The organism is Ferrimonas sediminum, from assembly GCF_900100175.1.
GTDB lineage: Bacteria > Pseudomonadota > Gammaproteobacteria > Enterobacterales > Shewanellaceae > Ferrimonas > Ferrimonas sediminum.
In genome coordinates this window covers 46,372-73,010 of the sequence record NZ_FNEM01000019.1, presented here as the reverse complement: position 1 = coordinate 73,010, position 26,639 = coordinate 46,372, and the positions used below count along the sequence as shown (strand labels likewise).

The window sequence follows — 26,639 nt, the reverse complement described above, 5'->3', positions numbered from 1 at the left end:
CGTCGTTTCCGCTCGACTTGCATGTGTTAGGCCTGCCGCCAGCGTTCAATCTGAGCCATGATCAAACTCTTCAATTAAAAAGTTTTTTGAAGTCCGAAAACTTCGACTCAATGAATTACTGAATTAACTTGTTATAGTCACTCAGTGCAACATTGATATATGAGATATCAATCCTGCGCGAGTGCCCACACAGATTGTCTGACTAATTGTTAAAGAACGTTGCTTCGTTGCCGAAGCGAGGTGCGTATCTTACGCTTTCCTCATTTTTCGTCAAGCATTATTTTAAAATTCTTTAAAATCCTGAATGACAGTTGCTTTTTCGGTTCGGGATTCCTCCCTTCCCTTCGAAGCGGACGCCTATGTTACTCGAATAAGAAAGAGAGTCAAGCCGATTTCACCCCACCGGGGCCAACCGCACAAATTCAGAGCAACCTAATCAAAGAACTATCGAATTCCGCTCAGGCCTCACCCAAACCACGACAAAGAATGCCTTGTGAGCGGATTTTTGCTGCCGGGAAATACAGTGTAGAACAGGAAGCTTCAGGCCGAGGCCTGAAGCTTATAAGTATTGATTATAAAAGTGGCGCCAATTATAACTAAATCCCATTGAGCCACTCCAGTTCGGGAATTACTCAATCAACTGATAAACCACCTTAGTGGAACAGGCAACGGCCTGGACACTGAGATAGCAATGATCGACGACCCGCTTTTGCCTCAGCTTCTGCTCTCCGCCCGCAGCCGTCGGTTGTTCAGCCAATAGCTGATTGATATCGATCCCTTCAGATTGCTGCTGCAACTGCCTCAGTAATTCCTCTCGTGTGTCGGCCTGGGCAATCACCTGTGGCTGAGGCACCGAAGACTGCACCAGCTCTGATAACGGCACGCCATAATGATTGGCTGTAGCCGCAGCACTGAATAATACTGCCAAGGGGATTAACTTAACCATATCCATAACCACTCCATCCGTTTACCTGCCTATCTGAATAGATAGCAGTATCGGGGCTTATCTTTTAGACCAAAAACCCCGATAGCTATGTCACGACGGTATAAGTTGAGTGGTTCAGCCACACCCGCTATTGATTAAACTCAAACCCCTGTTCAGAACGACGCAGGATTATCGGCTTGCCCGGCAACAATTGACCACTGAGAATCTCCTGAGCCAGGGGGTTTTCCAGCCGATGCTGAATAGCCCGTTTCAACGGCCTGGCACCATACACCGGGTCAAACCCAGCTTCTGCAATCAGCTCCAATGCCTCTTCACTGATCTCCAACTGATAATCCTTATCTGCCAATCGATGGGTCAGGAGTTGCAGCTGAATTCGAGCAATCGCCTTAATGTGCTGCTGAGCCAGGGGGTGGAACACCACGGTCTCATCGATCCGATTCAAAAACTCCGGCCTGAAGCTATGAGTCAGTACCTCCATCACGGACTGCTTCATACTGTCGTAGTCTCCACCGGCCTGTGTCTGGTGCTGAATTACATCGGATCCCAGGTTGGAAGTCATGATGACCACGGTATTGCGGAAGTCCACCGTCCTCCCCTGGCCATCGGTCAAACGTCCGTCATCCAGTACCTGCAACAGAATGTTGAACACATCAGGGTGGGCCTTTTCCACCTCATCCAGAAGAATCACCGAATAGGGCTTGCGGCGCACCGCTTCGGTCAGGTACCCCCCCTCTTCATATCCGACATAGCCGGGAGGCGCCCCCACCAGTCGGGCAACCGAGTGCTTCTCCATAAACTCCGACATATCAATGCGAATCATCGCCTCGTCGGTATCAAACAAAAACTGGGCCAGAGACTTGCACAGCTCAGTCTTACCCACACCGGTGGGCCCGAGGAACAGGAAAGAGCCAATAGGGCGTTTAGGATCTGACAATCCGGCACGGCTACGGCGAATGGCATTGGCCACTGCTCCGACCGCCTCCTCCTGGCCAATCACCCGGCCATGCAGAGCAGACTCCATCTTCAGCAGCTTATCCCGCTCCCCCTCCAGCATCTTGGAAACCGGAATGCCGGTCGCACGGGATAGCACGTCGGCAATCTCTACGTCGGTGACCTTGTTCTTTAGCAGGCTCATGTCCTGCATCTCGGCCTGCGCCGCCAGATCCAGCTGTTTCTCCAACTCAGGGATACGGCCATACTGCAGTTCAGACATTCTGCTGAGGTCGCTGGCTCGCTTGGCGACCTCGAGATTCTGCCTCGCCTGCTCCAGAGCCGTCTTAATGTGCTGAGTACCCGCCAGTGCCGCCTTTTCGGTCTTCCAGACCTCCTCCAGCTCCAGATACTCCTTCTCCAGCTCTGCAAGCTGATCCCGCAACAACTGCAATCGTTTCTTACTGGCTTCATCTTCCTCTTTAACCAGAGCCTGATCCTCCAGTTTCAGCTGAATGATTTTGCGTTCCAGCCGGTCCAGGTTCTCTGGCTTAGAATCGATCTGCATTCGAATGGAGGACGCTGCCTCATCAATCAAATCGATGGCCTTGTCCGGCAACTGTCGATCTGACACGTAGCGGTGCGACAAGGTCGCGGCGGCCACAATGGCCGGATCCGTGATCTCGACACTATGGTGCAGCTCGTAACGCTCTTTGAGACCACGCAAGATGGCGATGGTGTCTTCAACGGTAGGCTCTTCAATCAGCACTTTTTGAAAACGGCGCTCCAGGGCAGCGTCCTTTTCAATATATTGGCGGTATTCATCCAGGGTGGTGGCACCCACGCAATGCAGCTCCCCCCGGGCCAGTGCCGGTTTCAACATATTACCGGCGTCCATGGCACCGTCGGACTTACCCGCCCCCACCATGGTATGCAGCTCATCGATAAACAGAATCACCTGTCCCTCTTCCTGAGACAGCTCATTCAACACGGCCTTCAGGCGCTCTTCAAATTCGCCACGGTATTTAGCTCCGGCCAACAGAGCCCCCATATCCAGGGACAGCACCCGCTTCCCTTTCAATCCCTCGGGAATCTCACCATTGATAATGCGCTGAGCCAACCCCTCAACGATGGCGGTCTTACCCACGCCGGGCTCACCGATCATTACCGGATTGTTCTTGGTGCGTCGCTGCAACACCTGGATGGTTCGGCGAATCTCATCATCGCGGCCAATCACCGGATCCAGCTTGCCCGCTTCGGCACGTTCGGTGAGATCGATGGTGTACTTAGATAACGCCTGGCGCTGATCTTCCGCATTGGCGTCTTCCACAGCCTGCCCCGCCCTCAGTTTCTCAATGCCCGCTTCAATTTTGTCGGCATTCGCGCCCATCTGTTTCAGGGTCTCTCCCAAGGCGTCGCCACGCTCCAGCACCGCCAGCAAAAACAATTCACTGGAGATAAACTGGTCTTTTCGCTTCTGGGATAATTTGTCGCACAGGTTCAGAATCGCCACCAGGTGACGGGAAAGCTGCACGTCACCGCCGGTTCCTGACACTTTCGCCATCCGGTCCAGCGCTTCCGTCAACTTGGATCTCAATGCATGAACATCCACACCGGATCCCGCCAGCAACGGACGCACGGTTCCGCCGTCCTGATTCAACAAAGCCAGCATCAAGTGCTCAGGCTCGATATATTGATGATCACGGCCCAAAGCCAATGACTGCGCATCAGAAATGGCTACCTGAAATTTGTTGGTCAGTCGATCAAGACGCATACCCTACTCTCCAAAAACTGCCTTACACAAAGCAGAGATGGGTACGGCCCGGGCAAATTTCAACCGCTGGTGCTGAATCAATCCAGCCAGATAAGAGACGCTTGGCGGCCACACCGGCCGTCACGGCGATAGGAGAAAAAACGCTCGGGGTGTTGATAGGTACACAGGTCACTGAGGGTAACCCGGTTCACCCCCAGCCGGCTGAGCCGCTGTCGCGCCAGCAGGGGCAGATTAGCCAGATACCGCTCACCGCGGGCCTCAAAGGCAACCGCTGCCTGGGCATCGACCCGAATAAACCGCTGACGAACTTCGTCCCCAACTTCAAACGCCTGGGGACCAATGGCCGGACCAATCCAGGCTCGAATCTGCTGCCTCGGACATTGAAACTCCGCCAACACCGATTCCAACACGCCATCGCACAGTCCGCGCCAGCCAGCATGAGCGGCAGCCACTTGGGTACCGTCCTCATTGCACAGCAACACCGGCAGGCAATCCGCCGTCATCACCGCGCAGGCAACGCCGGCCTTGGTGGTGCAGGCAGCATCAGCCACCGGCACAGGAACGGCCGCCGGCAGGGTGACCACCTCTGTGCCGTGTACCTGCTCCAGCCACTGCACCGGTCGTTGCAGCCCTAAGCCTGACATCAATCGCTGGCGATTGGCCGCGACCGCTGCGTCAGCGTCCCCGACGTGCGCCCCCAGGTTAAACCCATCGAAAGGCGGCAGGGACTCGCCGCCAACCCGATCGGTATAGACGGCGCGCACGCCGGCGGGGAGTGGCCAGTCAGGGGCGTGCCACATCAGTACTCCATACCTCGTTCGGCGGTGTCTTTTCGCAGCGCCTCGGTCAACTGCACCATATCCTCGGGAACCGGGGCGTACCACTGCATCCACTCACTGGTCACCGGATGTTCCAGTTCCAGTTTTACTGCGTGCAACGCCTGACGGCGGAAGCCCTTGAGCACCTGTTGCAGCTCCTCGGTAGCCCCCTTGGTGGGACGAGGACGGCCCTGATACAGGGGGTCCCCAACCAGGGGGTGTTTAATATGGGCCATGTGCACTCGAATCTGGTGGGTTCGACCAGTTTCCAGGCGCAGACGCAAACGGGTGTGCGAGCGGAATTTTTCGGCAATGCGGTAATGAGTGACCGCCGGCTTACCAATCTCCGTCACTGCCATGTGGGTCCGCTTCTGCGGATGACGGCCAATGTTAGCGTCCACCAGACCACCGGCAGTCAGGGTACCGTGGGCGATGGCTTCATATTCGCGGGTGATCTCCCGTGCCTGAAGCTGGGCCACCAGGTGGGTTTGCGCCGGCACCGTCTTGGCAACCACCATCAGGCCGGTAGTGTCTTTATCCAGGCGGTGCACGATGCCCGCCCGCGGAACATTGGCTATCTCCGGGCAATGGAACAGCAGCGCATTCAAAATGGTACCATCGCCATTACCGGCGCCGGGGTGCACCACCAGATCGGCGGTTTTGTTGATCACCAGGATGTGGTCATCTTCATACACGATGTCCAGAGCGATATCCTGAGGCTTGGAGCTGACCTCCTCCTCCAGGGTGGCACGCACGGCGACCACCTGGTCCACCAATACCTTTTCCCGGGGCCGGGTCACTACTTCATCATCCAGGCTGACATTACCGGCCAGGATCCACTCCTTGATGCGACTGCGGGAATAATCTGGGAACAGATCGGCTAACGCCTGGTCTAACCGCATACCAAGGTGCGTATCGTTAAATACGCCATTCAATTCAACGTGTTGGGTCATATACTCTCGATCCAGCTGTAAAAGCTCGAAATCACTCGCAGTTCTGATAGAATCGCTCCAGCTGCAATTTTATCTCTTTTTGCATCAGAACTTCACGACAATGATAAGGAATTGGTTCATAACATGCGCAAACTAGCAGGTCCTTTGCTACTCGTCCTGGCCAGTAGCCTGATGATGGCCGGTTGCTCCTCCAAACAGGGCAGCGACGCCTACGTCATCGAAGACCGCTCTCCAGAAGCCCTTTACACGGATGCTCGCCAGGCGATGGAAGCTGGCAGCTTTAGCAAAGCAACAAAAATCCTCGAAGCTCTGGACTCCCGTTATCCGTTTGGCACCTACAAAACTCAGGTCCAGCTGGACCTGATCTACGCCTATTATAAACTAGATGACACCGCCAGCGCTCTCGCTAATGTGGATCGCTTCATTCGGTTGAACCCAACCCATAAAGACATCGACTACGTCTACTACATGCGCGGCCTCATCAATATGCTGGCTGACAGCTACCTGTTCCATGAGCTGCTCAGTATCGACCGCACCGATCGCGACCCTGAAAATGCCAAAGCGGCGTTCAAAGATTTTGAGAAGCTGGTCAAGACCTTCCCGGACAGTCGCTACGCCGCAGACGGCCGCCAGCGAATGATCGCCATTAAGAATCGGCTGGCGGAATACTCACTGCGCGTGGCTGAATACTACGTCAAAATTGAAGCTTGGGTGGCGGCTGCCAATCGTGCCCAACAGATCGTAGAAACCTACGCAGGAACCCCCGCCGTGGAGCCTGCACTGGAGATCATGGCTAAAAGCTACCACGAACTGGGCCAAGAAACCCTGAAACAAAACACCATGGCCGTGCTCAAGAGCACCTACCCGGACAACACCTTCTCCGAGTAGACGATGTAATACACAAAAAAGGCGCCCGGTAGGCGCCTTTTTTTATGCCGCCGTCAAATGGCGTCTTCGTTCTCTTCACCGGTTCGAATGCGAATCACCCGTTCAACATCGGTGACAAAGATCTTACCGTCGCCAATCTTACCGGTGCGGGAGGTATCGACAATCGCTTCGATCGCCCGATCCACCAGCTCATCGGCAATGACCAGGTCGATCTTAACCTTGGGCAAAAAGTCCACCATATACTCCGCGCCACGATACAACTCGGTATGGCCCTTCTGGCGCCCAAAGCCTTTGACCTCGTGAACCGTCATGCCGTTCACTCCGATCTCACCCAGGGCTTCACGCACATCATCCAATTTGAATGGCTTGATAATTGCTTCAATCTTCTTCATCTGCCGTCATTCCTTGCTAAACAGGAGCACCGCTTCCCAAAAAAACAGCCAAGCCACTTAGGCCAGCTAAACTGACAGAAAGTGTAAGCGATTCAAATCAGGATAGGGAAGCCTGAAACGATGCCAAGCCGCAAATATCATGGATTGACCCTGATTGAACTGATGATCACCCTGGCCGTTGCCACCCTGGTGCTAACGGCCGGAGTGCCGGCCCTGCAGCAGCTGTTCGCCAGCAGCCGGGCTCACTCTGCGGTAACTACCCTGTACCAGGATCTCAACTACGCCCGCCAAATGGCCATCGCCTATCAGGCCACGGTGACCCTGTGCCCGCTGTCATCCTCGTCTCATTGCAACGGCCAATGGCAGCAGGGATATCAGATATTCATCGATACCCCGCCCTGGCAAAGCTACGGTGGCGACGACGCCCCCCTGAAACTGCAACCGCCCATTTCCAGCCGAGACGCCATTAAATACTCGGCCAACGTCAACGCTATCCGCTTTGACGAAGCCGGCTTTACCGGTCAGAACGGCACCTTTTACTACTGCCCGGACAGCGATACCGCCAGTTATCTGACCGCCGTGGTAATCAGCCGAACCGGCCGCATCCGCCACCACACGCTGGCGACGCCGGTCAGTTGCCAGTAGTAACTTAACGCGGCGTCACCTGATCCAGCGCCCTGGCACGGCGGGAGTGAAATTCGGTACCGTAAGGCACGCACTCCATCACCTGTGCGACCCGGTTGCCGGATTGAATCAACACTCTGCCCGCCAATCCGGCCATCTGTTGCTCCAGCTCAGCCGGGCGTAACTGATAATGCACAATACGCTGCTGCCCCCTATCGTCCCTCAGCCAACATTTATGCTCCAGGGGGGCACCACTGCCGGACGCCAGGACCAACAACAGCCAGATGCTCGCCCCCGTCATCACCAGCACCCCGCCGGCGTCCGTTCGCCAGCATCGGATAACGTCAGTTCGGCACAGGCACTGTCCGCCTGCGCCTGCCCCCCCAGCGCCGTCGCCTGCAGGGTAAATCGACTGGCACTGGCTTCCACCGCATCCACCGAAAAGCGGCCGCTCAGCGTCACAAAGGGATCGGCGCTGGCCCCGAGGCGGGTCATGTCTGCCACATAGGTATGATTATCCATAAAATACTGCTCCTGCAGGTTCGCCAACCGGGTCAACTCCGACTGTGCCTCAGCCCGGTATCCGGCTGCCACCTGCACCCGGTAGGAGGGCAACGCAATGGCCATCAGCAGCCCAATAATGGCCACCACCAACATCAACTCAATCAGGGTGACCCCAAGCTGCAATCTCATCACTGTTGCCCTCCAAGGTAGTAGTAGATGAAGATCGGCTGCAACGATTTCTCCGGATCACCACTGCCGCTGTTCGTCAATTCGATGCCTTCCTGGGTCAGGCGGAACCCCCGCCCCACGCCCACCAGGTATACCTTGGGGTTCCAGCTATGATCATCAGGATCATCCGCCGGCGGAATCACGATCTGTGGCGTGTCCGGCAGGCGCGCCCCTAACTCTATGTACCTGTGCTGATAGCGATTAATACCATGGTGCAGATTCAGCACATAGAGCCGCCCCTGGCCAGCCCTGAGGCAGGCGTTGGCAGCACCGAACTCGCCCGGCATAAACGTGGTAAAGAAGGCGTGGCCGGACAGAATCGCGGCAGCCGACAGCGATTTCTCTCCCGCAGCCAGGGCCAGTTTCCAGCCCTTTTTGCTGCCGGACAGCACCTCCTGTGCCAGCCTGCTGTCGTCGTCGACGGCGGCACCGACCGGATTACTACTGACATCAAACAGCTCCGCCAGGGTAATCGCCGCCGGAACCGGCCTGTGACCGTCGCCACTGCCGCCGTCAAAACTGGCCGGATACAGATGGGGATCCCGCAGCACGAACAGGTAATCCTGAGTCGAGGTGGCATTGGGGTGGGCTCGATTACCACTGCCGATCACCACCGCATCGTAAGGCAGATCGGTACTGATGACCCGGGTATGAGTCTCACCGTTTTCGGTGACGGTTTCGATCTCCTTCAACGTCATCTTGGTCTGGGCCACACTGACCTCATGGGTGAAACGGCGATCGCTGTCTGGCGTCTCCCCCCCTAAACTGGCAAACCGAAACCCACTCCAGGGTCGAGCGGTTCGGGTACCCGGCAAATCCAGGCGCCACACCGCACCGCCGGTGTCGGCGGCGTAGATGCGGTCGGTCAAGCCATCTCCGTTGCTGTCCAGAACCGCCACCCTGGCGGCGATGCTGTCGCTGATCGGCACAGCCGTCACCGTCGCCGATGCCGCCTGGTTGGCGAACTGATGCACCGGCTCACCACTCTCGGCATCCAGAATCAGCACTGCGGTACCGAGCGAATCTGCCGTCCCCACGCCGTTGGCGTCTTTATTGCTGTCATAGCCGGCACCAACAATCAACACCGGCCGGGCAGCCGCGACACTCAGATTCCCTTGAGGGTGATCGGGTATTCTGGTTAACACCGGCTCAGACCAGGTTTGTCCCAGCAAACCCATTCCCGGATCCTGGGCGCTTTTCACCCACATCAGCCTGGGTTGGTCCGGGTCACTGAGATCCATGCCGTAGTAGGCGCGCCCGCCCCTTCTCAGGCCGAAAAAGACCCACACCTTATCTCCCTGAGCCGCCTCAATGTTACCGTCGGCATCCTGATCCACCACCCAGGCCACCGGCGGGCCATCGACCCCATAGACGCTGTGGCCACCGGTTTGCGGGTTTTGCCTCAGCATCGGGGTCTGACCGGTGAAACGATAGGGGCGATAGCTCCAGCTCTCGGTTATCGTCGCGCCACCATCCTCAAACATATGCAGGGCTCCGGCATTGGTTCCCACCAGAATACGCACCCCTTTGGTTCCGCCGTAGTGAATCGCCAGTGGCTTGGAGTGCAGCGGATCCCCCATCAAATCTTCACGGCGTTCCCTGCTAAGACCATCTCCATCTTCGTCGTCCACATCCTCTCCCAGCAACCAGCGCACCCAATCGCCAAGGCTGGCGAGATCAATGCCACCCAAATCCGCCAGCAGGGATTGCTGGCCGCCGGCACGCTGCTCCAGAGTGCTCTGCGACAAGGTCACCAAGGACCCGGTCACGCCGGCGGGTTCGGTCAGCACCCGCCGCTGCGGCTGGGTCTGCATCGCTTCCAGCGCGCCCCCCTCCATCACCGAATTGCCATCCCCACCGCTGCTGGCCAGGGCGCAGGTGGCCACCGAGGTCCAGTAGGTGCAAGCGGTCTCGGCAATGTTGCCACCGACATCGATGGCGGCCTCCCCCCTGGCATCCACCACCAGTCCCGAGCCGAGAATGCGCAGCTTCTTCAAGTTTCCTGCCCAGCGCGGCCGATCCGAGGGCAGGAACATCGAGTAGTACACCGAGTCCAGCGTCTGAGTGCGATCAAAACTGTTTGCGGCAATCGATGGGGAGGTGAAACTGGCGTCAACCGCCAGAATCTCAGAAAATACCCGCTGCAAGGCATTCTGCAGTGCTAAGGCGTCGGCAGCCGCAAAATACTCGCCACCGCCACGGTGAGCCGTCTCCGCCAGCAGGGCTCCGGCACTGTCGATGGCATCCTGAGAAAAGCCAATGGTGTAAGTCACCACACTCTGACGGCCCGAGGCCGCGGTGTTAATGTCCTGACTGTACAGGTGTTCGGCCACCGCTGGCAGGTAGTTATCGGCCCAGTCGCCATACCCCAGAGTACGGTAAGGGTCGTACACCGACACCCGTTCGGACACGCCAATCCCCAACTCCGCCCTCAAAACACCGTTGGCCGCCTCATCCTTGGTGGGTGAACCATCGGTGATTAGCACCACGTACGCCTGAGGCTGACAGGTAACAAATGGGCTCAGATAACGGCCTGACTCCGCAAAGGGCACCCCAAACACCGGCGCCGAGCCCCCAAACAGCGGCTCGCCGCCACTGAAATAGCGATACGCCTCAAACAGGGTTTCACATAACGGAGTCCAGGTACTGGCCGACAGGCCGTCGATGGTGCTGATCAGGCTGGCCTTACTTAATGGCGTCATCGGCTGAATGGCACTAAGCAGGCGGCCGCCATGACTGCCGCTGAGCAGTCCGTCGTCACTGCCATTGCCATTAAATACCGCCAGTCCGAAATCCACCCCTGGGGTGCTCTGTACGATGTCGGTAATGGTGTCCTTGGCAATCGCCAAGCGACTGCGCGTCGCCGGTACTGCGGTTTTACGGTAGTAGAGGTAGTTCTCTGTAAACAGGGTGACGCTATCACCGCCAGCAAAGCCGGTCTGCGACAGCGAGGCCTCGGCAGCGGTAACCAATTGCGCCGGGGGCAGTGAGCTATCGCTGCCATCGTAGGGCTGGGTCTGGTCAAGGTTTCGCGGAAACCCGGGCTGGGCGAACGCGACTAGTGGATGATTGGCCGCATTCGTCGTCAACCGATCCCGTAAGTCCTGCAGGCAATCAAACCCCAACTGGCTTAGAGCTCCCTGGTTATGGGCCTTTTTCAGACTCACCGGCATTCGGCGCCATTTCCAGTCACGATCGGCCCGGCCGCCCTGACGAAAGCTGAGCACCACGTCGGTGTAATAACCATTGTGCTGCAACACACTGTGACCCGAATCCGACACCGGCACCAGGCTGCTGCTGCAGCCGTTCATCGTCGCCGGAAAGTGACGGTACTCATTGCCATGGGCCGGATCAGGCAGGTTATCATTCAACTGACCCCGAACGTAAAACAACCGTCCCTGATCCTGGCCATTACTGTAATCCTGAGCCGGGTTAAACGGCGGCGGCGCCTCCTCCTCTTCGGTGGACATCGAACCGGAGTTATCAAAAATGATCAGCACCTGGGGGCGGCGGTCGCTGGCAACTGTTCCCCCATAGACATACAACTCGGTGTCATCCGCCCGTCCCCAGGCTGTCCAGATCATCAGTGCCACACAGAGTGCCCTCATACTAGTTCCCCACCACCAAAACCTGCTGCTGAACTCCGGTGGTGATGCTCTGCTGGCCACGCCCCCCCTTGCCATAGCGCTTGCTGGATCTCACCTGGTTGATGCGGCAGACAAAATGGCTACCCGCGTCGGCCGCCTGTTGCCGCTGACACGGCCCTTCGGTAATAAAACTGACGCCGTGCTGTACCGCGAATACCGCATCGGCTTCACTAACCTCACCGCTGTTGGTCAGCAACAGACTGTCGGCCCTGGCCAGGCGCTGACGTTCAATAAAGCCATCCAGGGCCCCATGCAGTTGCTGCAGTACCCGACTTCGGGCCGCGCTGGCCACTTCGGCCTGAATCACGTTGCGACTGGCTCCGGTTAGGGCCAGGGCGATCACCATCAATACCAGTAACAACAGCGAACTGACGACCAGCACCGCCCCCCGATCTCGTCTCATCCCGCCCCCCCGGCCACCAGCGCCGCATTTCGCACCATCACGGTGGTGGAAAATAGGCGACGGGGAATGCCGTCGCCGTAGGTGAGCACCCCATCAGGCAAAGTCAGCCGCACCGAGCCGTCGCTAATACCGGCCGCATCATCATTGGCCGCCCGCACCACCAGATACAGGGTCACCGCCATCACCTCCAGGGCGCCATCCCACTGAGCCTCACTCAGGGCAGACGCCGTCATATAGCTGTCCACCTGACCATCCCCGAGGCTGTCTACGGCAAAACGAAACTGCAGCATCTCCACCCCTTCAACCAGTTCCTCCTCCACCATGCCACCGTTAACATAGAGCTGACGCCACTTCAGAACCGGTATGCCATCGTCTCGCCGCTCGACGTAATACACCCGGTGCTGCCACTGCCAATAGCGTCCCTGAGTCAGCGTCGGTGCCAGTTGGTTACCAGCAAACAACCTCGCCTGGGCATGATTGCCCACCAGGTAGTAGCGATTATCATCCAGCGCCGCCACCGCCACATCCGGCCCCAGCAATCGCTTTACCTGCAACACATGGCTGCCCGGCAGGGCATGCCGGGCACAGGTCATCAGCGGCTCCGAGGTCTGGCGGTAACTCCAGATAAACCGGAAATACCCTCTGGCGGCGGGAAGGCTGGCGTTGTTCAGCCCCAGACCGGCACAGTCGTTATTCACCACCGCATCGACGCCGACATTACGGGTGGTCAGTGAGGTGCCGGTCAGTCCGGCATAAAACCCCGCCTGAGACAGGTCATCACTCATCAACCGCAGGGCCAGTCGCGCCGACTCCTGAATCTGGTTGTATTGACCGGTAGAGGTCACCGAGGCGGAGGAGCTAACGAACACCCCCAGCACCGCAGTCAGGACAAACACCCCCAGCACCATGGCGATCAGCAGCTCAACCAGTGTCAGCCCCTTGGCCCTGCTCATGGAACCACCATCGAGTCCAGGTAGACCTGCCGGCGCCGCTCTGTCGCGGTACCACAATCAAAGCGCCAGCCATCGGCCTCCGTCACCGAATCCACGCCCTGCTGTAGCCCCTGCCAGCTGACCACCACCCCGACCCGACTCCCGTCGACATGGATGCACCCCACCACCTGGGTCATCTTCCGGTTTCCCTGGCCACTGACCTCGGCCACACTCAACAGCCTCTGTTGCCACTGAAACCGATCCCACAGCCGTAGCTGTTCGGCACTGCAGGGGACAATGACACTGGTATCAGAGTGGCAAGACACTTCAGGCTGAGGGATCAGGGATACGCCATAGTGTCCCTGGTAACCGGCTAACTGGGTGGGGTTCAGACGCATTCGTTCCAATGCGTCGGCGGCCATGTTCATGGCGCGGGCATGCTGAAAAGACTGAAAGCTGCTGCGTTTAGCGACGATGTGGAGTTGCAGGGTGCCCAACAGGCCCACCGCCAACACCACCACCGACACCAACACCTCAACCAGGGATATTCCCCATTGAGTATGACTGGCCATAACATCCTTGTGGCTGCCGCACATTCCGTGTCATTAAAGCTTAAGACAGGCAAAAAAAAGCGCCACCCCGATGGGCAGCGCTTTCTTATAACTTCTGGGAACAGGCTTATCTCAGTTCAATAGGAACCTGAAAGACAATGTTTTCCTCTCGCCCAGTGGCCTCCTCAACGTCGGCCGCTCCCAAGTTTTGCAACTCGGTCACCACCCCTTTTACCAGCACTTCCGGAGCCGAAGCACCGGCGGTGACACCAATTGTGGTCACCTCACCCAGCCATTCGGGGTTGATGTCGTCCGCACCGTCAACCAGGTAAGCCCGGGCCCCGGATTTCTCCGCCAGCTCGCGCAGACGGTTGGAGTTGGAGGAGTTTTTGGAGCCCACCACCAGTACCAGGTCACAGCGGGACGCCAGCTCCCTCACCGCATCTTGGCGATTTTGGGTGGCGTAGCAGATGTCATCTTTGCGGGGACCGGCAATGGAGGGGAAGCGAGCACGCAAGGCATCGATCACCTCGGCGGTATCGTCCACCGACAGGGTCGTCTGGGTCACGAAATGCAGGTTGTCTGGATCCCTTACCGACATGTTGGCCACATCCTGCGGTGATTCCACCAGGTAGATGCCGCCGCCGTCGTTGTTGTACTGCCCCATGGTGCCTTCCACCTCGGGGTGGCCGGCATGACCAATGAGGACACACTCCTGCCCCTTACGACTGGCACGGGTCACCTGCATATGCACCTTGGTCACCAGTGGGCAGGTGGCATCAAACACCTTTAACCCGCGAGCATCGGCTTCCTTACGAACCGCCTGAGACACCCCGTGGGCGCTGAAGATCACGATGCTGTTATCCGGCACTTCGTGCAACTCGTCCACAAACACCGCCCCGCGCTGGCGCAGGCTGTCCACCACATAGCGATTGTGCACCACTTCGTGACGCACATAGATCGGCGGCTCAAACAGCTCTAGCGCGCGCTCGACAATGCTGATGGCGCGATCAACGCCGGCACAAAAGCCTCGGGGATTAGCCAGTCGAATCTGCATAATCAGTCCTTAATTACGATGTCCAGCACTTCCAGATCGAAAATCACCGTCTGGCCCGCCAATGGATGGTTAAAATCCACGGTAACCGAATCACCGGCCAGCTCCCGAATCACCCCGGGAACCTGGTTGCCGTCCGGTGTATCAAACGCCATGATGGTACCTTCGCTCAGATCGGCGTCCGCGGCAAACTGAGTCCGGTCCAGATGATGGATATTGTCAGGGTTACGCTCGCCGAAGGCGTGCTGAGGATCCAGCGAGAAACGACGCTTCTCTCCCTTCTCCATCCCCTTGATGGCGGCTTCAAAAGCGCCGCTGAGGCTGCCATCACCCAGGGTCAGCCGGGCCGGCTTGCCGTGGGCCCGGGTGCTGTCCGCCACCGTGCCATCGGGCAGTTCCACATCAAAATGCACAAACACCTGGCTGTTGCTGCCAATGGTTATCTGGCTCATGAGGCCTCCTTGGGCCGACGACCATCCAGCAGGCTGTCGAGAATCATCAAAACCGCTCCGACGCAGATGGCACTGTCAGCAATGTTAAATGCAGGCCAGTGCCAGGCACCGACATAAAAATCAATAAAATCGACAACATAACCATAGGCCAGGCGATCGATGACATTACCGATGGCCCCGCCGATGATCAGCGCATAAGACAGATTCAGGCGCCACAGCGAATGGGCCTGGCGACGCATCATCACCGTCAGGGCGATGGTCACCACCAAGGCAAAACCGGCAAAGGCCCAGCGCTGCCAGCCACCGGCTTCTGCCAGGAAACTGAACGCCGCCCCCGTGTTGTGCACATAGGTAAGGTTCAGATACGGGATCAGCGGGATGCTTTCAAACAACTGGAAGTTGGCGATCACCGCCAACTTCGTTGCCTGATCCAGCACCAGCGCCACCACCGCAACCCACATCCAACGCAGGCCGCTTTGACTCCATGACTGTGGCATCATCTCTCCGTTATGCAAACTGTCGGCTTTCGCCTTCGCCGTCGACGTTGGTCACACAGCGGCTACACAGTGTCGGGTGAGCCTCCAGTGTGCCCACTTCTTCACGGTGGTGCCAGCAGCGCTCACATTTCGCCGCTTCGGTCTTCGCCAGTTTCACCTTCAGGCCAGCCAACTCAGTCTCGGTGGCATCGCCGCCATCGCTCAGCGGAGCAACGGTGACGTTGGAGGTGATCATGGCAAAACGCAGCTCATCGCCCAGGCGGTCCAGCAGGGCCTTCAGCTCGCCATCGGCGTACAGTGTGACATCGGCTTCCAGGCGGTTCTTAACGCCATCGGCTTTCGCCTGCTCCAATGCCTTGTTCAGCTCGGCCAATACCTCCACCAGCGTCTGCCACTCAGAATCGGTCAGGGCGGCACTGTCGGTCAGCGGCGCCAGGCCGTCGAACCACTCTTGGGTGAACACAAACTCGCCACGCTCACCCGGCATCAGCTGCCAGATCTCATCGGCGGTAAAGCTCATGATCGGCGCCATCCAGCGCACCATGGCCTCGGTAATCAGGTACAGCGCAGACTGACAGGAGCGACGCGCCAGGCCATCGGCCTTGGCGGTGTACTGGCGGTCTTTGATGATGTCCAGATAGAAACTGCCCAGCTCGATGGAGCAGAAACGCATCAGCTTCTGAGTCACCGCCAGGAAGTTGTACTCGTCGTAAGCAGCCACAATCTCCTGCTGCAGTTGATAGGCACGGCCCACCAACCAGCGGTCCAGTGCTACCATCTCATCCAGATCGACCATATCTCGAGACGGCTCAAAGCCGCTCATGTTGGCCAACAGGAAGCGAGAGGTGTTACGAATACGACGATAAGCATCGGCACTGCGCTTGAGGATCTCATCGGATACCGTCATCTCACCGGTGTAATCGGTGGACGCCACCCACAGGCGCAGAATATCGGCACCCAGCTTGTTCACCACCTGCTGCGGGCTGATGACGTTACCGATGGACTTGGACATCTTGCGGCCCTTGCCATCCACGGTAAAGCCATGGGTCAGCACCTGCTTGTAGGGGGCTTTGTCTTTGATGGCAACGCCGGTCATCAGGCTGGACATGAACCAACCGCGATGCTGATCAGAACCTTCCAGGTACAGATCGGCTTCGGCACCGTTAAATTCAGGACGGGCATCCACCACCGAGGCGTGGGTAGACCCGGAGTCAAACCATACATCCAGGGTATCCAGCACCTTATGGTATTGGTCGGCTTCCTCTCCAAGCAGTTCACTGGCGTCCAGATCCCACCAGGCCTGAATGCCGGATTCGGCCACTCTGTCAGCCACCATATTCATCAGGGCAACCGAGTTCGGGTGCAGCGCCTGGGTTTCGTTGTGGACGAACAGGGCAATAGGCACACCCCAGGTACGTTGACGGGAGATGCACCAGTCAGGACGTCCGGCCACCATGCCTTCGATGCGGCTCTGGCCCCAGTCCGGAATCCACTGAACGTCTTTGATCTCTTCCAGCGAGCGCTCTCGCAGCTTGGCCTGGTCCATGGAGATGAACCACTGTGGCGTCGCTCGGAAGATGATCGGCGTCTTATGGCGCCAGCAATGCGGGTAGGAGTGGCGGAACGCTTCGTGATGCAGCAGCGCCCCCTTCTCCTTCAATACCTCAACCACGGCGTCATTGGCTTTAAAGACATGTTGACCGGCAAACAGCGGGGTATCCGGCAGGTAAACGCCGTTGTTGCCCACAGGGTTGGCCACTTCCAGGTTGTACTTGTTGCCCACCACAAAGTCTTCCTGGCCGTGCCCAGGGGCGGTATGCACCGCTCCGGTACCGGACTCGGTGGTCACGTGATCACCCAGGATTGCCGGAACCGTCATCTCATAGAAGGGGTGGTTAAACTGTTGCAGTTCCAGATCCTTACCCTGACAGAAGCCAAGATTATGGAACTGTTCAATGCCAGCGCGATCCATGACGTCTTTCACCAGATCCGCCGCCAGGATCAGTCGCTCAGGTTGCTCACCTTCAACCTGGACCAGGGCGTACTGCAGATCGGCGTGCAGGCACACGGCACGGTTTGCAGGCAGGGTCCAGGGGGTGGTGGTCCAGATCACGGCCGACAGCGGACCGTGGCCGGTGTGGCCCTCGGCGCAGTCAAACTTGTCTTCCACCAGCTTGGCATCCACCGCCGTGAAGCGAACATCGATGGAGGGAGAGGTCTTATCCTCATACTCCACTTCTGCTTCCGCCAGAGCCGAACCGCAATCGGTACACCAGTGCACCGGCTTGGCGCCTTTGTGCAGGTGGCCGTTATCGATGATCTTGGCCAATGAACGGATGATCTCCGCTTCGGTACCATAGTCCATGGTCAGGTAAGGCTTGTCCCACTCACCCAGTACCCCCAGGCGAATAAAGTCGGCTTTCTGGCCATCCACCTGCTTATGGGCGTACTCGCGGCACTTCTGGCGGAACTCGGCGGCAGAGATCTTCTGCCCTGGCTTACCCACCTTACCTTCAACCTTCAGCTCAATCGGCAGACCATGGCAGTCCCAACCCGGCACATAGGGGGCATCGAAGCCCGCCAGCGTCTTGGACTTGATAATAATGTCTTTCAGAATCTTGTTAACTGAGTGACCAATGTGGATGTCGCCGTTGGCGTACGGAGGGCCATCATGCAAAATGAATGGCTTCGCTCCCTGACGGCTGGCACGAATCGCTTTATAAAGCGCTTTCTCGTCCCACTGTTTCAACATTTCCGGTTCCCGCTTGGCCAGGTTGCCTCGCATCGGGAAATCGGTTTCCGGCAGGTTTAGCGTTGATTTATAGTCGCTCATTGATCCTTTCACCATTACTCAGGCTAAAAGCTGTTAAGACACAGACAGCAGGCGTCGGGCCTGCTCCGCATCCTTGAAAATCTGATTCTTCAGGGCATCCAATGACTCAAATGCCCGCTCTTGTCGCAGGTGCTCTATCAACAGCACCTGCATGTGTTCGCCATACAGATCACCCTCGTAATCGAACAGGTGAACCTCCAGCTGGCAGCGGTTGCCCGCCACCGTCGGCCGAACGCCGACATTGGCCACACCAGGGTATCGTTGACCCTGAGGGTCGATGGCCTCCACCGCAAACACCCCGTTCACCGGCGCCACCTTACGTTTCATAAGGATATTCGCCGTCGGGAAACCGATGGTGCGCCCCAGCTTGCGTCCGTGGGCAATGCGGCCGGTGATCTGATAAGGGTACCCTAACATCTGGTTGGCCAGATTCAGATCCCCCTGTTGCAAAGCCTGACGAATTAACGTCGAGCTGACCCGTTGACTGGCCAGTTTAAAGCTGGCCGTCGGTACCACATCAAAACCGTGTTGCCGGCCAGCGGTCATCAAGGTATCAAAACTGCCTTTACGGCCCTTGCCGAAACAGAAATCGTCGCCGACCACCAGGTATTTAACACCCAGCTTCTGCACCAGTAACTGCTCGATAAACTGCTCACTGCTAAGCTCGGCAAAGCGATGGTTAAAGCTGACGCACAGCACACGCTGCACCCCAAGCGCTTGCAACCGCCGCAGCTTGTCCCGCAATAAACTGATGCGAGCCGGGGCACGATCGCCAGCAAAATGCTCCTGAGGCTGTGGCTCAAACAGCATCACCGTTACCGGAAGGTTCATGCTTTTGCCTTTAGCAACCAGAGACTTAATCACCTCGGCATGGCCCAGGTGAACGCCATCAAAATTACCAATGGTCAATACGCACCGGCGATGCCTCGGGCGCAGATTGTGTATACCGCGGATGAGCTCCATAGTCCTGCTTGGGCTTTTACTGTCGAAAATCGCCGGATTATACCTCAGAGTGACGCCAGAATCAGCATTCAAACTGCACGCAGATCCCGGGGACGGATCCCCATCACTAACAGGGTCAACAGATACACCGCCACTCCGGCGCCAATCAGGGCCGCCAGAGTCAGGCAGCGGGTCACAAACTCCATCGCCACCCAACCGGCCTCGGCCGGAGACAACCAAGCCACGGTGGCCGCCATCACTACGCCGGCCACCAGCACCCGAATCAAAAACCCCCAGGTCGAGCCACTGAGTTCGAACACGCCTTGATGCTTGAGGCCGCGATACAACAACAGCGCATTCAGCGTCGCCGACGCGGCCGTTGCCATCGCCAGTCCCACATAGCCGAAGGGAATGGCAAGCAGCAGGTTAAACCCCATATTGCTAACCATGGCAATGATGCCGTAACGCACCGGAGTCTTGGTGTCCTGACGGGAGTAGTAGCCGGGCGCCAGCACCTTCACCAGCATAAAACTGAGCAGGCCACTGCCATAAGCCATCAAACTGGCCGCTGCCATCTGGCTATCGTGGACACTGAACTCGCCGCGCATAAACAGCACCATCAGCATCGGCTGAGCCAGGGCAATCAACCCCAGCGCTGCCGGCACCCCCAGCAGCACCACGCTGCGAATGCCCCAGTCCATGGTCGCGGCGAAGCCGCTGCTGCTGGCATCCACATGCTTACGGGACAGGGCCGGCAGAATAACCGTCGCGATAGCGATACCAAACAGGCCGAGAGGGAACTCGAGCAACCGATCGGAGTAATACAGCCAACTGATGGAACCGGTCATCAGGAAACTGGCAATCAGGGTGTCAAACAGCAGGTTAATCTGACTCACCGACACTCCGAACATCGCCGGTATCATCAGGGTCCGAATCTTAGTAACCCCAGGGTCATTCCAACCCCAGCTGGGACGCACCAGTAACCTGGCCCGCAACAAAAACGGCAGCTGAAACGCAAACTGAATCAATCCACCAAGGAACACCCCCCACGCCAGCGCCAACTCAGGCTGTGCCAACTGTGGCGCCAGATACAGGGCGCAGCCGATGATGGCGACATTAAGAAATACCGGGGTAAAGGCCGCCACCGCAAATTTGCCGATGGTATTCAAGATCGCCCCGGACAGGGCGGTAAAGGTAATAAACCACAAATAGGGGAAGGTGATCTTCAGCATCACGCTGGCCATCTCAAACTTGGCACCGTCCGGCTCACCATTGACCCAGGCCACAAACCAGCCGGTGCCAAACAGCGCCGCCAGGACCGGTGACGCCACCACCCCCAGCAGGGTGACCAGAGTCACTATGGTACCCAGGGTACCGCTGACCTTGGCGATCAACTGACGCACCTGGTCCTCACTGCCCTGTTGGCGATACTCGGTCAATACCGGCACAAAGGCCTGGGCAAAAGCGCCTTCGGCAAACAGGCGACGCAGAAAGTTGGGAATTTTATTGGCCAGGAAAAAAACGTCGGCGGCGGCTCCGGCCCCCATCAGGTTGGCCACGACCACGTCACGAACCAAGCCGAGCACGCGGGAAATCAAGGTCATGGCGCTGACCACAGCCCCGGAACGCAATAACTGTTTACTCAATGAAATCTGCTCTTAACCTGAGACGGGCTCGACGAATCCTCGGTGATGCTAACAAATATCACCTCACGCCCCTGTTGCCCGACAAAAAATGCTGCTAGAATTGCGCCCCATCTTAAACTAGTTGGCCGGAAGAAAGCCAAACTTCGGAGTTTCTCCGATTTTTGATGACGCTTATTTGTGCGGTAAGATTGACATTACCCCATAAAAGCGGTATTTTCCACGGCCTTTGAAAATACGACAGCACCGTCTTTTAGGAGTTTGCCTTGGCTAACATCAAGTCTGCTAAGAAGCGTGCAATTCAATCTGAGAAGCGTCGCCAGCACAATGCTAGCCGTCGCTCCATGTTGCGCACCTATCTGAAGAAAACTGTAGCTGCTATCGCCGCTGGTGATAAAGCTGCCGCTACTGAAGCATTTAATGCCGTTATGCCGATCCTGGATCGCATGGCGACTAAAGGCCTTATTCACAAGAATAAAGCTGCCCGTCACAAGAGCCGCATGGCTGCTCAAATCAAAGCTCTGTAAGAGTTTCGATTGTTGTGATGTAAAAACCGGCCTTGGCCGGTTTTTTTTTGCCTCCGATTTGCCTCAGCTGCCCATGAATCGGTTTTTTTGATACATTGCCCGGCCAAGGAACACTCACCACAAGGAAACCCATGCGCCTGCTGTTGACCCTGTCTGCTGCCCTGCTGGCCGCCCAGACCGCCTTCGCCGCCCCGTTCTCCGATTCTGTACTGCAGCACACCGAGGATCTTCGCCATCATGCCATGATCAGCCACCGGCCCTGGCAGATTCTGGAATCCCTCACCACCGAGGTTGGCCCCCGCCTGCCGGGAACCGAAGGAGACAGGCGCGCCGTAGCCTGGGCCCAAGAAACCCTGAATAAGCTGGGTTTCGACCGGGTCTATGCCGAGCCGGTAACCGTACCCCATTGGCATCGCGGCCACGCCGAGGCCAGCATCACCGCGCCGTTTCCACAGCCACTGGTCATCAGCGCTCTGGGCAACTCCATCGGCACCCCAACCGCCGGCGTCGAAGCCGAGGTGGTAGCGTTTGCGGATCTGCAGCAGCTCAAAGACGCTCCAGAAGCGGACGTTAAAGGCAAGATAGTGTTCATCGACAACAAGATGGAGCGCTACCGCGATGGACGGGGCTATGGCCCCGTGGTCAAGGCCCGGGGCAAAGGCGCGGTCGAGGCCGCCCGCAAAGGCGCCGTCGCCATGCTCTTGCGCAGTGTCGGCACCGACAGTCACCGCTTTGCCCACACCGGCATGATGCGGTACGCCGACGGGATCACCCAGATCCCCGCCGCCGCCCTCTCCAACCCGGATGCCGATCAACTGACCCGAATGCTGAATCGTCCACAACCGGTCCGGGTCAAGCTGCAGCTGGGCAGTGAAGACCGGGGGCCTCAGACCTCCTACAACGTCATTGCCGAGATCACCGGTAGCCGCTACCCGGACGAAATCGTCCTGATCGGGGCACACCTGGACTCCTGGGACGAGGGCACCGGCGCCCTGGATGACGGTGCCGGCGTCGCCATTGTCACCGCCGCCGCCAAACACATTCTGGAGCGGGGCAAACGGCCACAACGTACCATTCGAGTGGTGCTGTTTGCCGCCGAAGAAGTGGGCCTGGTAGGCGCCAAGGCCTACAAAGCCGCCCATCAGCAGGAGCTGGACAAGCTCTACATCGCCGCCGAAGCGGATTTCGGTGCCGGTCCCGTCTACCGTCTCGACAGCCGAGTCAATGACAGTGCCCTGCCGATGATGGATCAGGTAGCAATGCTGCTGGCCCCGTTAGGAGTCACCCGGGGTGGCAACACCTCCTGGGGAGGGCCGGACGTCTCCATTCTTCCCGAAGCCGGCGTCCCTGTTGCCGGATTGGCATTGGATGGCACCGACTACTTCGATTTTCACCACACTGCCGACGACACCCTGGATAAAGTCGATCCACAGGCGCTGCGTCAAAGCACTGCCGTCTATACCCTCTATGCCTGGCTGATGGCTAACGCCGAGCAGCCACTGCGCCCCATACCACCGGTCGAGTAAACGGCCACAAAAAAAGGGGCCGGCGGCCCCTTTTTTCATTACGTTGTCGCTACTGCACCTGGTCTCGCAAAAAAACCAGAGTGCTGGAGTCAGACTGCTCCGGGCTGAAGTAGTAGCCACCATCGCTAAAACTCTCCAGCTGCTGCAGCTCGGTCACCTGCTCCCTGGCCATATAGCGGGCCATCATGCCCCGGGCCTTCTTGGCATAGAAGCTGATGATTTTATACTGGCCATTCTTAAAGTCCTTGAACACAGGCGTCACCACCTGGGCATTAAGCAACTTCGGCTTTACCGCCTTGAAGTACTCATTGGATGCCAGATTCACCACCACCTGCGAGTCCATTCCGGCCAGAGTGCTATTCAGCGCCTCGGTAATAATATTGCCCCAGAAAGCGTACAGATCCTTGCCACGGGGATTGGCTAGCTTGGTGCCCATCTCCAACCGATAGGGCTGCATCCGGTCCAGCGGTTTCAGCAAGCCATACAGCCCCGACAGGATGCGCAGATGAGACTGGGTGTAAGCGAGCTCCTGCTCACTCAACGAAGCGGCATCAAAGCCGGTATAGACATCGCCGTTAAACGCAAAAATCGCCTGCTTGGCATTGTCTGCCGTAAAGGGACGCTGCCACGCCTGAAACCGGGCCACATTCAGGCCGGCCAGCTTGTCGCTCAGCTTCATCAGCGACGCCAGATCCGCCGGGGTCAGATTGCGGCACATCTCAATCAGCGTCTCGGCTTGGTCCAGCAGGTCGGCCTCGCTGTAGCCATCACTAGGGGCCTGAGACTCAAAATCCAAATTTTTTGCAGGAGAAATAACCGCCAGCATAGGGCCCGTCCATATTCAATTTATCAGCCCTCACTATAACAACGCGTCAGCCACAAAAAAACCACGCCCGGAGGCGTGGTTTTCGATAGCGACAATCGCTAAATCACTGTGGGGGTTACTTGTCCCACACCCCTTTTGCCAACTTACCCTTAAGCTCAGGGAAGCGGGCCGGATCAAAGCTCGGGGTTTTACCGGCATCCAGTTGCTCGACGTAGTCTTTTGCCAGCTTGATCGCCAGTCCGGACAGCGCTAGAACCGCAACGATGTTCACCACCGCCATCAGTCCCATGGAAGCGTCGGCCATATCCCAGACCAGCGCCACTTTCGCCATGGCACCAAACATCACCATCGACAGCACCGCCAGACGGAACAGCATCAGTCCCTTCTTCGTGTTGCCGTTAAGGAACATGATGTTGTTCTCTGCATAGCTGTAGTTGGCAATGATGGAGCTGAAGCTAAACAGGATAATGGCAAAGGCGATGAAGTAACTGGCCCAGCCGCCCAATTCATTGGTCAATGCCAGTTGCAGCAGACCAATGCCGGAGGCATCACCAGGGTTATCCAGCACGCCGGACAACAGGATGATGGCAGCCGAGGCGGTACAGATAACGATGGTGTCAACAAACACGCCGGTCATCTGGATGAAGCCCTGAGACGCCGGGTGCTTGGGGTTCGGGTTGGCACTGGCGGCCACACTGGCTGCTGAACCCATACCCGCTTCGTTAGAGAACAAGCCCCGCTTGGCACCAATGATCAGGGCACCCAGGGCACCACCGGCAAACTGCTCCAGGCCGAAGGCACTGTCGATGATCAGCCCCAGAGCCGCAGGTACCTTGTCCAGGTTCATCAGCACGACCACCAGGGCTACCGCCAGGTAAACCACGGCCATGATCGGCACAATGATCTCAGAAGCGTGGGCCACTTTCTTCAAGCCGCCGACGATGATCAGACCGGTAGCCACCACCATGATCAATCCCAGCACCACGGTATCGATGCCGAAGGCGCCGCCGATGGCGCCGGCAATGGTATTGGCCTGTACCGCATTAAACACAAAACCAAAAGCGATGATCAGGAAGATGGAGAACAGTATGCCCATCCAACGCTGACCTAGGCCCTTCTCCATGTAGAACGCCGGTCCACCACGATAAAAGCCGTCCTCGTCCTCAACCTTAAATAGCTGGGCCAGGGTGGCTTCGACGAAGGCGGTGGACATGCCCAGCAGGGCAATCACCCACATCCAGAAAATGGCACCTGGGCCACCACCGACGATGGCCACCGCAATACCAGCCATGTTACCGGTGCCCACTCGCGCCGCCATGGAGGTACAGAACACCTGGAAAGAGGAGATGCCGTGCTCGGTCTCCCTGCCATGGAATACCGAATGAAAGCCATGCCCCAGGCGGCGGAACTGGATGAACCCCAGCCGCACGGTAAAAAACAAGCCGGCAAATACCAGCAGGTAGATAAGGATGTGGTTCCACAATATCGAGTTGATGGCGCCTGTGGCTGTAGCCAGAACGTCGTTCACGGCTTCCAGGGCAGACGCACCTGCAACTGCTGTAATAGTCATATTGGAATTCTTCTTTGTCGTTTAGCCTGTTCGATACCGAACGGCTCACTATGAATGGATCTTTCCGTAACCAAATGGCGGCCATTCATGGCCTTATCGCCCTTTTTATAAGGTAGTTATTGATTGAACCACTGTGTGATTTTTCCACAGGGCTTTGGGCGATGGAGCGGCACAGTAGCATAGGTTCCCCGAAAATCCGCGTGACCCAGATCACAACGCAACACAACCCTATCAGCAGCGCAACGGAATCAAAACAATTTCCACGCCGTAAGCAAACGCACCGGCAACACCATTGCCACCCGACTTAGATACGACATCGAGTGGGCGTCAAACTCCGCCATATCTAAGCTATTAAGCATAAGTAACTGCAAAATGGTGAAAAACAACCCAAAAAAACACAATGACTCACTATCGAATTCAAATGGTGGAAGGCTGCAAATAGAGTTCGTACCCTAATGGCACCATTACTCAAAGCCACTCCTGTAGATAAAGGACAATCTGGAGTTAGATGATGACCAGAGAGCTCACCTTGCGCCACGCTGCTCTGCTTTTGACCAGCCTAGTCATGTTGCTTTCTCAAGCCCGTCAGCAACCCCGGTACCCGGGTTGCGGCCAGGGACACTCCAACTACGCGGGGATCTGTCCTCAAAGCTATGGCCAGGCCACGGATTGTGGCGACACCGACTTCAGCTATAACCTGTTCACCGGTTACCGGTTTAACGACGATGCCGCTCTGGAGCAGGGGGACGACAATCTGGGCCAAGCCAACAAGCCGTCCACACGGACCACAGGGCCGACGGCAACGGAAGTGGTCTATTTCGGCCAGGACTCCGACACTCCGGACAGCAATAACGCCGGTAAGCTCGATACAATCGACGAATTTCCGAGCCAATTTCCCGAATTCACCGCCACCTTTATCGGCGATGCAGATAAAAGTGGTAATGTGGATTACAATCAATGACTGGGTATTCGGCGTGGCAAAGCCGTCACCGACGACTTTAGTGATTGGTGGCAGATTGAAAGCCAACGTATGCAGGTAGACAGCCACGGGGCCAGCGACCCGGCCGCCGCTGTAAACCGACCCGACCGAAAAGTGGTTATCAACATTGACGACAAATAAGTTGGTATCGAGCCAGCCTTCGGGCTGGCTTACTGTAATTTTCTTACTTTATTGTTGGC

General features: G+C 57.4%; 24 protein-coding genes and 1 rRNA gene. 5 read left to right on the top strand and 20 right to left on the bottom strand.

Features of this window, described 5'->3' with window-relative positions; all coding sequences use genetic code 11:
- The 5 genes from BLT77_RS20395 to rluD form a co-directional block, all read right to left on the bottom strand.
- A 16S ribosomal RNA gene (locus BLT77_RS20395) occupies positions 1 to 77 on the bottom strand; the annotation flags it as partial.
- A 551-nt stretch (positions 78 to 628) separates the two neighbouring features.
- Positions 629 to 946, bottom strand: a complete 318-nt coding sequence (locus tag BLT77_RS17235) for a hypothetical protein (protein ID WP_143026672.1) — start codon at positions 944 to 946, stop codon at positions 629 to 631.
- Between the two features lie 127 nt (positions 947 to 1,073).
- Positions 1,074 to 3,650, bottom strand: coding sequence for an ATP-dependent chaperone ClpB (gene clpB / locus BLT77_RS17230; RefSeq protein ID WP_090367708.1), 2,577 nt, complete (start codon positions 3,648 to 3,650; stop codon positions 1,074 to 1,076).
- 77 nt (positions 3,651 to 3,727) lie between these two features.
- Positions 3,728 to 4,450 (bottom strand): peptidoglycan editing factor PgeF, encoded by a 723-nt coding sequence (gene pgeF / locus BLT77_RS17225; protein ID WP_090367706.1) that lies wholly within the window; start codon positions 4,448 to 4,450, stop codon positions 3,728 to 3,730.
- Positions 4,450 to 5,421, bottom strand: coding sequence for a 23S rRNA pseudouridine(1911/1915/1917) synthase RluD (rluD, locus tag BLT77_RS17220; protein ID WP_090367704.1), 972 nt, complete (start codon positions 5,419 to 5,421; stop codon positions 4,450 to 4,452). Before rluD ends, pgeF begins: the two co-directional genes overlap by 1 nt.
- Before the next feature lie 123 nt (positions 5,422 to 5,544).
- On the opposite strand from rluD, the gene BLT77_RS17215 reads away from it, so the two are divergent.
- Entirely contained in the window at positions 5,545 to 6,309 is a 765-nt protein-coding gene (locus tag BLT77_RS17215) for an outer membrane protein assembly factor BamD (protein WP_090367701.1), read from the top strand.
- Positions 6,310 to 6,362: 53 nt separating this feature from the next.
- Here BLT77_RS17215 and BLT77_RS17210 read toward each other — a convergent pair whose 3' ends face one another.
- The gene (locus tag BLT77_RS17210) at positions 6,363 to 6,701 is read right to left on the bottom strand and encodes a P-II family nitrogen regulator (protein WP_090367698.1); all 339 of its coding nucleotides are present in this window, start codon (positions 6,699 to 6,701) and stop codon (positions 6,363 to 6,365) included.
- 120 nt (positions 6,702 to 6,821) lie between these two features.
- On the opposite strand from BLT77_RS17210, the gene BLT77_RS17205 reads away from it, so the two are divergent.
- Entirely contained in the window at positions 6,822 to 7,346 is a 525-nt protein-coding gene (locus BLT77_RS17205; RefSeq protein WP_090367697.1) for a GspH/FimT family pseudopilin, read from the top strand.
- 4 nt (positions 7,347 to 7,350) lie between these two features.
- On the opposite strand, the gene BLT77_RS17200 is transcribed toward BLT77_RS17205, so the two are convergent.
- The 12 genes from BLT77_RS17200 to murJ all read right to left on the bottom strand — a co-directional run bounded on the left by BLT77_RS17200 (position 7,351) and on the right by murJ (position 21,014).
- Complete coding sequence (locus tag BLT77_RS17200; protein ID WP_143026671.1) at positions 7,351 to 7,626, bottom strand: TapY2 family type IVa secretion system protein; 276 nt, start codon at positions 7,624 to 7,626, stop codon at positions 7,351 to 7,353.
- Positions 7,626 to 8,018: a type IV pilin protein gene (locus tag BLT77_RS17195; RefSeq protein WP_090367692.1), complete on the bottom strand. Its 393-nt coding sequence runs from the start codon at positions 8,016 to 8,018 to the stop codon at positions 7,626 to 7,628. Before BLT77_RS17195 ends, BLT77_RS17200 begins: the two co-directional genes overlap by 1 nt.
- Positions 8,018 to 11,665, bottom strand: a complete 3,648-nt coding sequence (locus BLT77_RS17190) for a pilus assembly protein (protein WP_176819367.1) — start codon at positions 11,663 to 11,665, stop codon at positions 8,018 to 8,020. Before BLT77_RS17190 ends, BLT77_RS17195 begins: the two co-directional genes overlap by 1 nt.
- Before the next feature lies 1 nt (position 11,666).
- Positions 11,667 to 12,107, bottom strand: a complete 441-nt coding sequence (locus BLT77_RS17185) for a hypothetical protein (RefSeq protein ID WP_090367688.1) — start codon at positions 12,105 to 12,107, stop codon at positions 11,667 to 11,669.
- On the bottom strand, positions 12,104 to 13,060 hold the full coding sequence (locus tag BLT77_RS17180; protein WP_090367718.1) for a PilW family protein: 957 nt from the start codon (positions 13,058 to 13,060) through the stop codon (positions 12,104 to 12,106). Before BLT77_RS17180 ends, BLT77_RS17185 begins: the two co-directional genes overlap by 4 nt.
- Positions 13,057 to 13,611, bottom strand: coding sequence for a type IV pilus modification protein PilV (gene pilV / locus BLT77_RS17175; RefSeq protein WP_176819366.1), 555 nt, complete (start codon positions 13,609 to 13,611; stop codon positions 13,057 to 13,059). Before pilV ends, BLT77_RS17180 begins: the two co-directional genes overlap by 4 nt.
- A 106-nt stretch (positions 13,612 to 13,717) precedes the next feature.
- Positions 13,718 to 14,647: a 4-hydroxy-3-methylbut-2-enyl diphosphate reductase gene (gene ispH / locus BLT77_RS17170; protein WP_090367685.1), complete on the bottom strand. Its 930-nt coding sequence runs from the start codon at positions 14,645 to 14,647 to the stop codon at positions 13,718 to 13,720.
- 2 nt (positions 14,648 to 14,649) lie between these two features.
- A complete protein-coding gene (fkpB, locus tag BLT77_RS17165) occupies positions 14,650 to 15,096 on the bottom strand; it encodes an FKBP-type peptidyl-prolyl cis-trans isomerase (RefSeq protein WP_090367683.1) in 447 nt (148 codons plus the stop codon).
- Complete coding sequence (gene lspA / locus BLT77_RS17160) at positions 15,093 to 15,593, bottom strand: signal peptidase II (RefSeq protein WP_028114156.1); 501 nt, start codon at positions 15,591 to 15,593, stop codon at positions 15,093 to 15,095. The genes fkpB and lspA overlap by 4 nt, the downstream gene beginning before the upstream one ends.
- 10 nt (positions 15,594 to 15,603) lie before the next feature.
- Positions 15,604 to 18,426, bottom strand: a complete 2,823-nt coding sequence (gene ileS, locus BLT77_RS17155) for an isoleucine--tRNA ligase (protein WP_090367681.1) — start codon at positions 18,424 to 18,426, stop codon at positions 15,604 to 15,606.
- A 33-nt stretch (positions 18,427 to 18,459) separates the two neighbouring features.
- Entirely contained in the window at positions 18,460 to 19,389 is a 930-nt protein-coding gene (gene ribF / locus BLT77_RS17150; RefSeq protein ID WP_090367679.1) for a bifunctional riboflavin kinase/FAD synthetase, read from the bottom strand.
- A 68-nt stretch (positions 19,390 to 19,457) separates the two neighbouring features.
- Entirely contained in the window at positions 19,458 to 21,014 is a 1,557-nt protein-coding gene (gene murJ, locus BLT77_RS17145) for a murein biosynthesis integral membrane protein MurJ (RefSeq protein WP_090367677.1), read from the bottom strand.
- Positions 21,015 to 21,277: 263 nt separating this feature from the next.
- Here murJ and rpsT point away from each other — a divergent pair, with 263 nt between their 5' ends.
- The gene (gene rpsT / locus BLT77_RS17140) at positions 21,278 to 21,538 is read left to right on the top strand and encodes a 30S ribosomal protein S20 (protein WP_028114160.1); all 261 of its coding nucleotides are present in this window, start codon (positions 21,278 to 21,280) and stop codon (positions 21,536 to 21,538) included.
- A 131-nt stretch (positions 21,539 to 21,669) separates the two neighbouring features.
- Positions 21,670 to 23,064 carry a M20/M25/M40 family metallo-hydrolase gene (locus BLT77_RS17135; RefSeq protein ID WP_090367675.1) on the top strand — a complete coding sequence of 465 codons (1,395 nt, stop codon included), beginning with the start codon at positions 21,670 to 21,672 and terminating at the stop codon, positions 23,062 to 23,064.
- Positions 23,065 to 23,113: 49 nt separating this feature from the next.
- On the opposite strand, the gene yaaA is transcribed toward BLT77_RS17135, so the two are convergent.
- Together yaaA and BLT77_RS17125 are read right to left on the bottom strand one after the other, a co-directional pair.
- Positions 23,114 to 23,890, bottom strand: coding sequence for a peroxide stress protein YaaA (gene yaaA / locus BLT77_RS17130; RefSeq protein ID WP_090367673.1), 777 nt, complete (start codon positions 23,888 to 23,890; stop codon positions 23,114 to 23,116).
- Positions 23,891 to 24,005: 115 nt separating this feature from the next.
- On the bottom strand, positions 24,006 to 25,460 hold the full coding sequence (locus tag BLT77_RS17125; RefSeq protein ID WP_090367671.1) for an alanine/glycine:cation symporter family protein: 1,455 nt from the start codon (positions 25,458 to 25,460) through the stop codon (positions 24,006 to 24,008).
- A 508-nt stretch (positions 25,461 to 25,968) separates the two neighbouring features.
- On the opposite strand from BLT77_RS17125, the gene BLT77_RS17120 reads away from it, so the two are divergent.
- Entirely contained in the window at positions 25,969 to 26,421 is a 453-nt protein-coding gene (locus BLT77_RS17120) for a porin family protein (protein WP_143026670.1), read from the top strand.
- Positions 26,422 to 26,639: the final 218 nt, after the last annotated feature.

Excerpts from the sequence above, each read along its gene's own strand:
- yaaA (WP_090367673.1), bottom strand. The coding sequence starts at position 23,890 with ATGCTGGCGGTTATTTCTCCTGCAAAAAATTTGGATTTTGAGTCTCAG.
- BLT77_RS17195 (WP_090367692.1), bottom strand. The coding sequence starts at position 8,018 with ATGAGATTGCAGCTTGGGGTCACCCTGATTGAGTTGATGTTGGTGGTG.
- BLT77_RS17185 (WP_090367688.1), bottom strand. The coding sequence starts at position 12,107 with ATGAGACGAGATCGGGGGGCGGTGCTGGTCGTCAGTTCGCTGTTGTTA.
- ileS (WP_090367681.1), bottom strand. The coding sequence starts at position 18,426 with ATGAGCGACTATAAATCAACGCTAAACCTGCCGGAAACCGATTTCCCG.
- fkpB (WP_090367683.1), bottom strand. The coding sequence starts at position 15,096 with ATGAGCCAGATAACCATTGGCAGCAACAGCCAGGTGTTTGTGCATTTT.
- BLT77_RS17190 (WP_176819367.1), bottom strand. The coding sequence starts at position 11,665 with ATGAGGGCACTCTGTGTGGCACTGATGATCTGGACAGCCTGGGGACGG.
- rluD (WP_090367704.1), bottom strand. The coding sequence starts at position 5,421 with ATGACCCAACACGTTGAATTGAATGGCGTATTTAACGATACGCACCTT.
- BLT77_RS17125 (WP_090367671.1), bottom strand. The coding sequence starts at position 25,460 with ATGACTATTACAGCAGTTGCAGGTGCGTCTGCCCTGGAAGCCGTGAAC.
- BLT77_RS17210 (WP_090367698.1), bottom strand. The coding sequence starts at position 6,701 with ATGAAGAAGATTGAAGCAATTATCAAGCCATTCAAATTGGATGATGTG.
- BLT77_RS17200 (WP_143026671.1), bottom strand. The coding sequence starts at position 7,626 with ATGACGGGGGCGAGCATCTGGCTGTTGTTGGTCCTGGCGTCCGGCAGT.
- pgeF (WP_090367706.1), bottom strand. The coding sequence starts at position 4,450 with ATGTGGCACGCCCCTGACTGGCCACTCCCCGCCGGCGTGCGCGCCGTC.
- BLT77_RS17235 (WP_143026672.1), bottom strand. The coding sequence starts at position 946 with ATGGTTAAGTTAATCCCCTTGGCAGTATTATTCAGTGCTGCGGCTACA.
- BLT77_RS17215 (WP_090367701.1), top strand. The coding sequence starts at position 5,545 with ATGCGCAAACTAGCAGGTCCTTTGCTACTCGTCCTGGCCAGTAGCCTG.
- BLT77_RS17135 (WP_090367675.1), top strand. The coding sequence starts at position 21,670 with ATGCGCCTGCTGTTGACCCTGTCTGCTGCCCTGCTGGCCGCCCAGACC.
- BLT77_RS17180 (WP_090367718.1), bottom strand. The coding sequence starts at position 13,060 with ATGAGCAGGGCCAAGGGGCTGACACTGGTTGAGCTGCTGATCGCCATG.
- ribF (WP_090367679.1), bottom strand. The coding sequence starts at position 19,389 with ATGGAGCTCATCCGCGGTATACACAATCTGCGCCCGAGGCATCGCCGG.
- pilV (WP_176819366.1), bottom strand. The coding sequence starts at position 13,611 with ATGGCCAGTCATACTCAATGGGGAATATCCCTGGTTGAGGTGTTGGTG.
- BLT77_RS17205 (WP_090367697.1), top strand. The coding sequence starts at position 6,822 with ATGCCAAGCCGCAAATATCATGGATTGACCCTGATTGAACTGATGATC.
- lspA (WP_028114156.1), bottom strand. The coding sequence starts at position 15,593 with ATGCCACAGTCATGGAGTCAAAGCGGCCTGCGTTGGATGTGGGTTGCG.
- clpB (WP_090367708.1), bottom strand. The coding sequence starts at position 3,650 with ATGCGTCTTGATCGACTGACCAACAAATTTCAGGTAGCCATTTCTGAT.
- ispH (WP_090367685.1), bottom strand. The coding sequence starts at position 14,647 with ATGCAGATTCGACTGGCTAATCCCCGAGGCTTTTGTGCCGGCGTTGAT.
- BLT77_RS17120 (WP_143026670.1), top strand. The coding sequence starts at position 25,969 with ATGATGACCAGAGAGCTCACCTTGCGCCACGCTGCTCTGCTTTTGACC.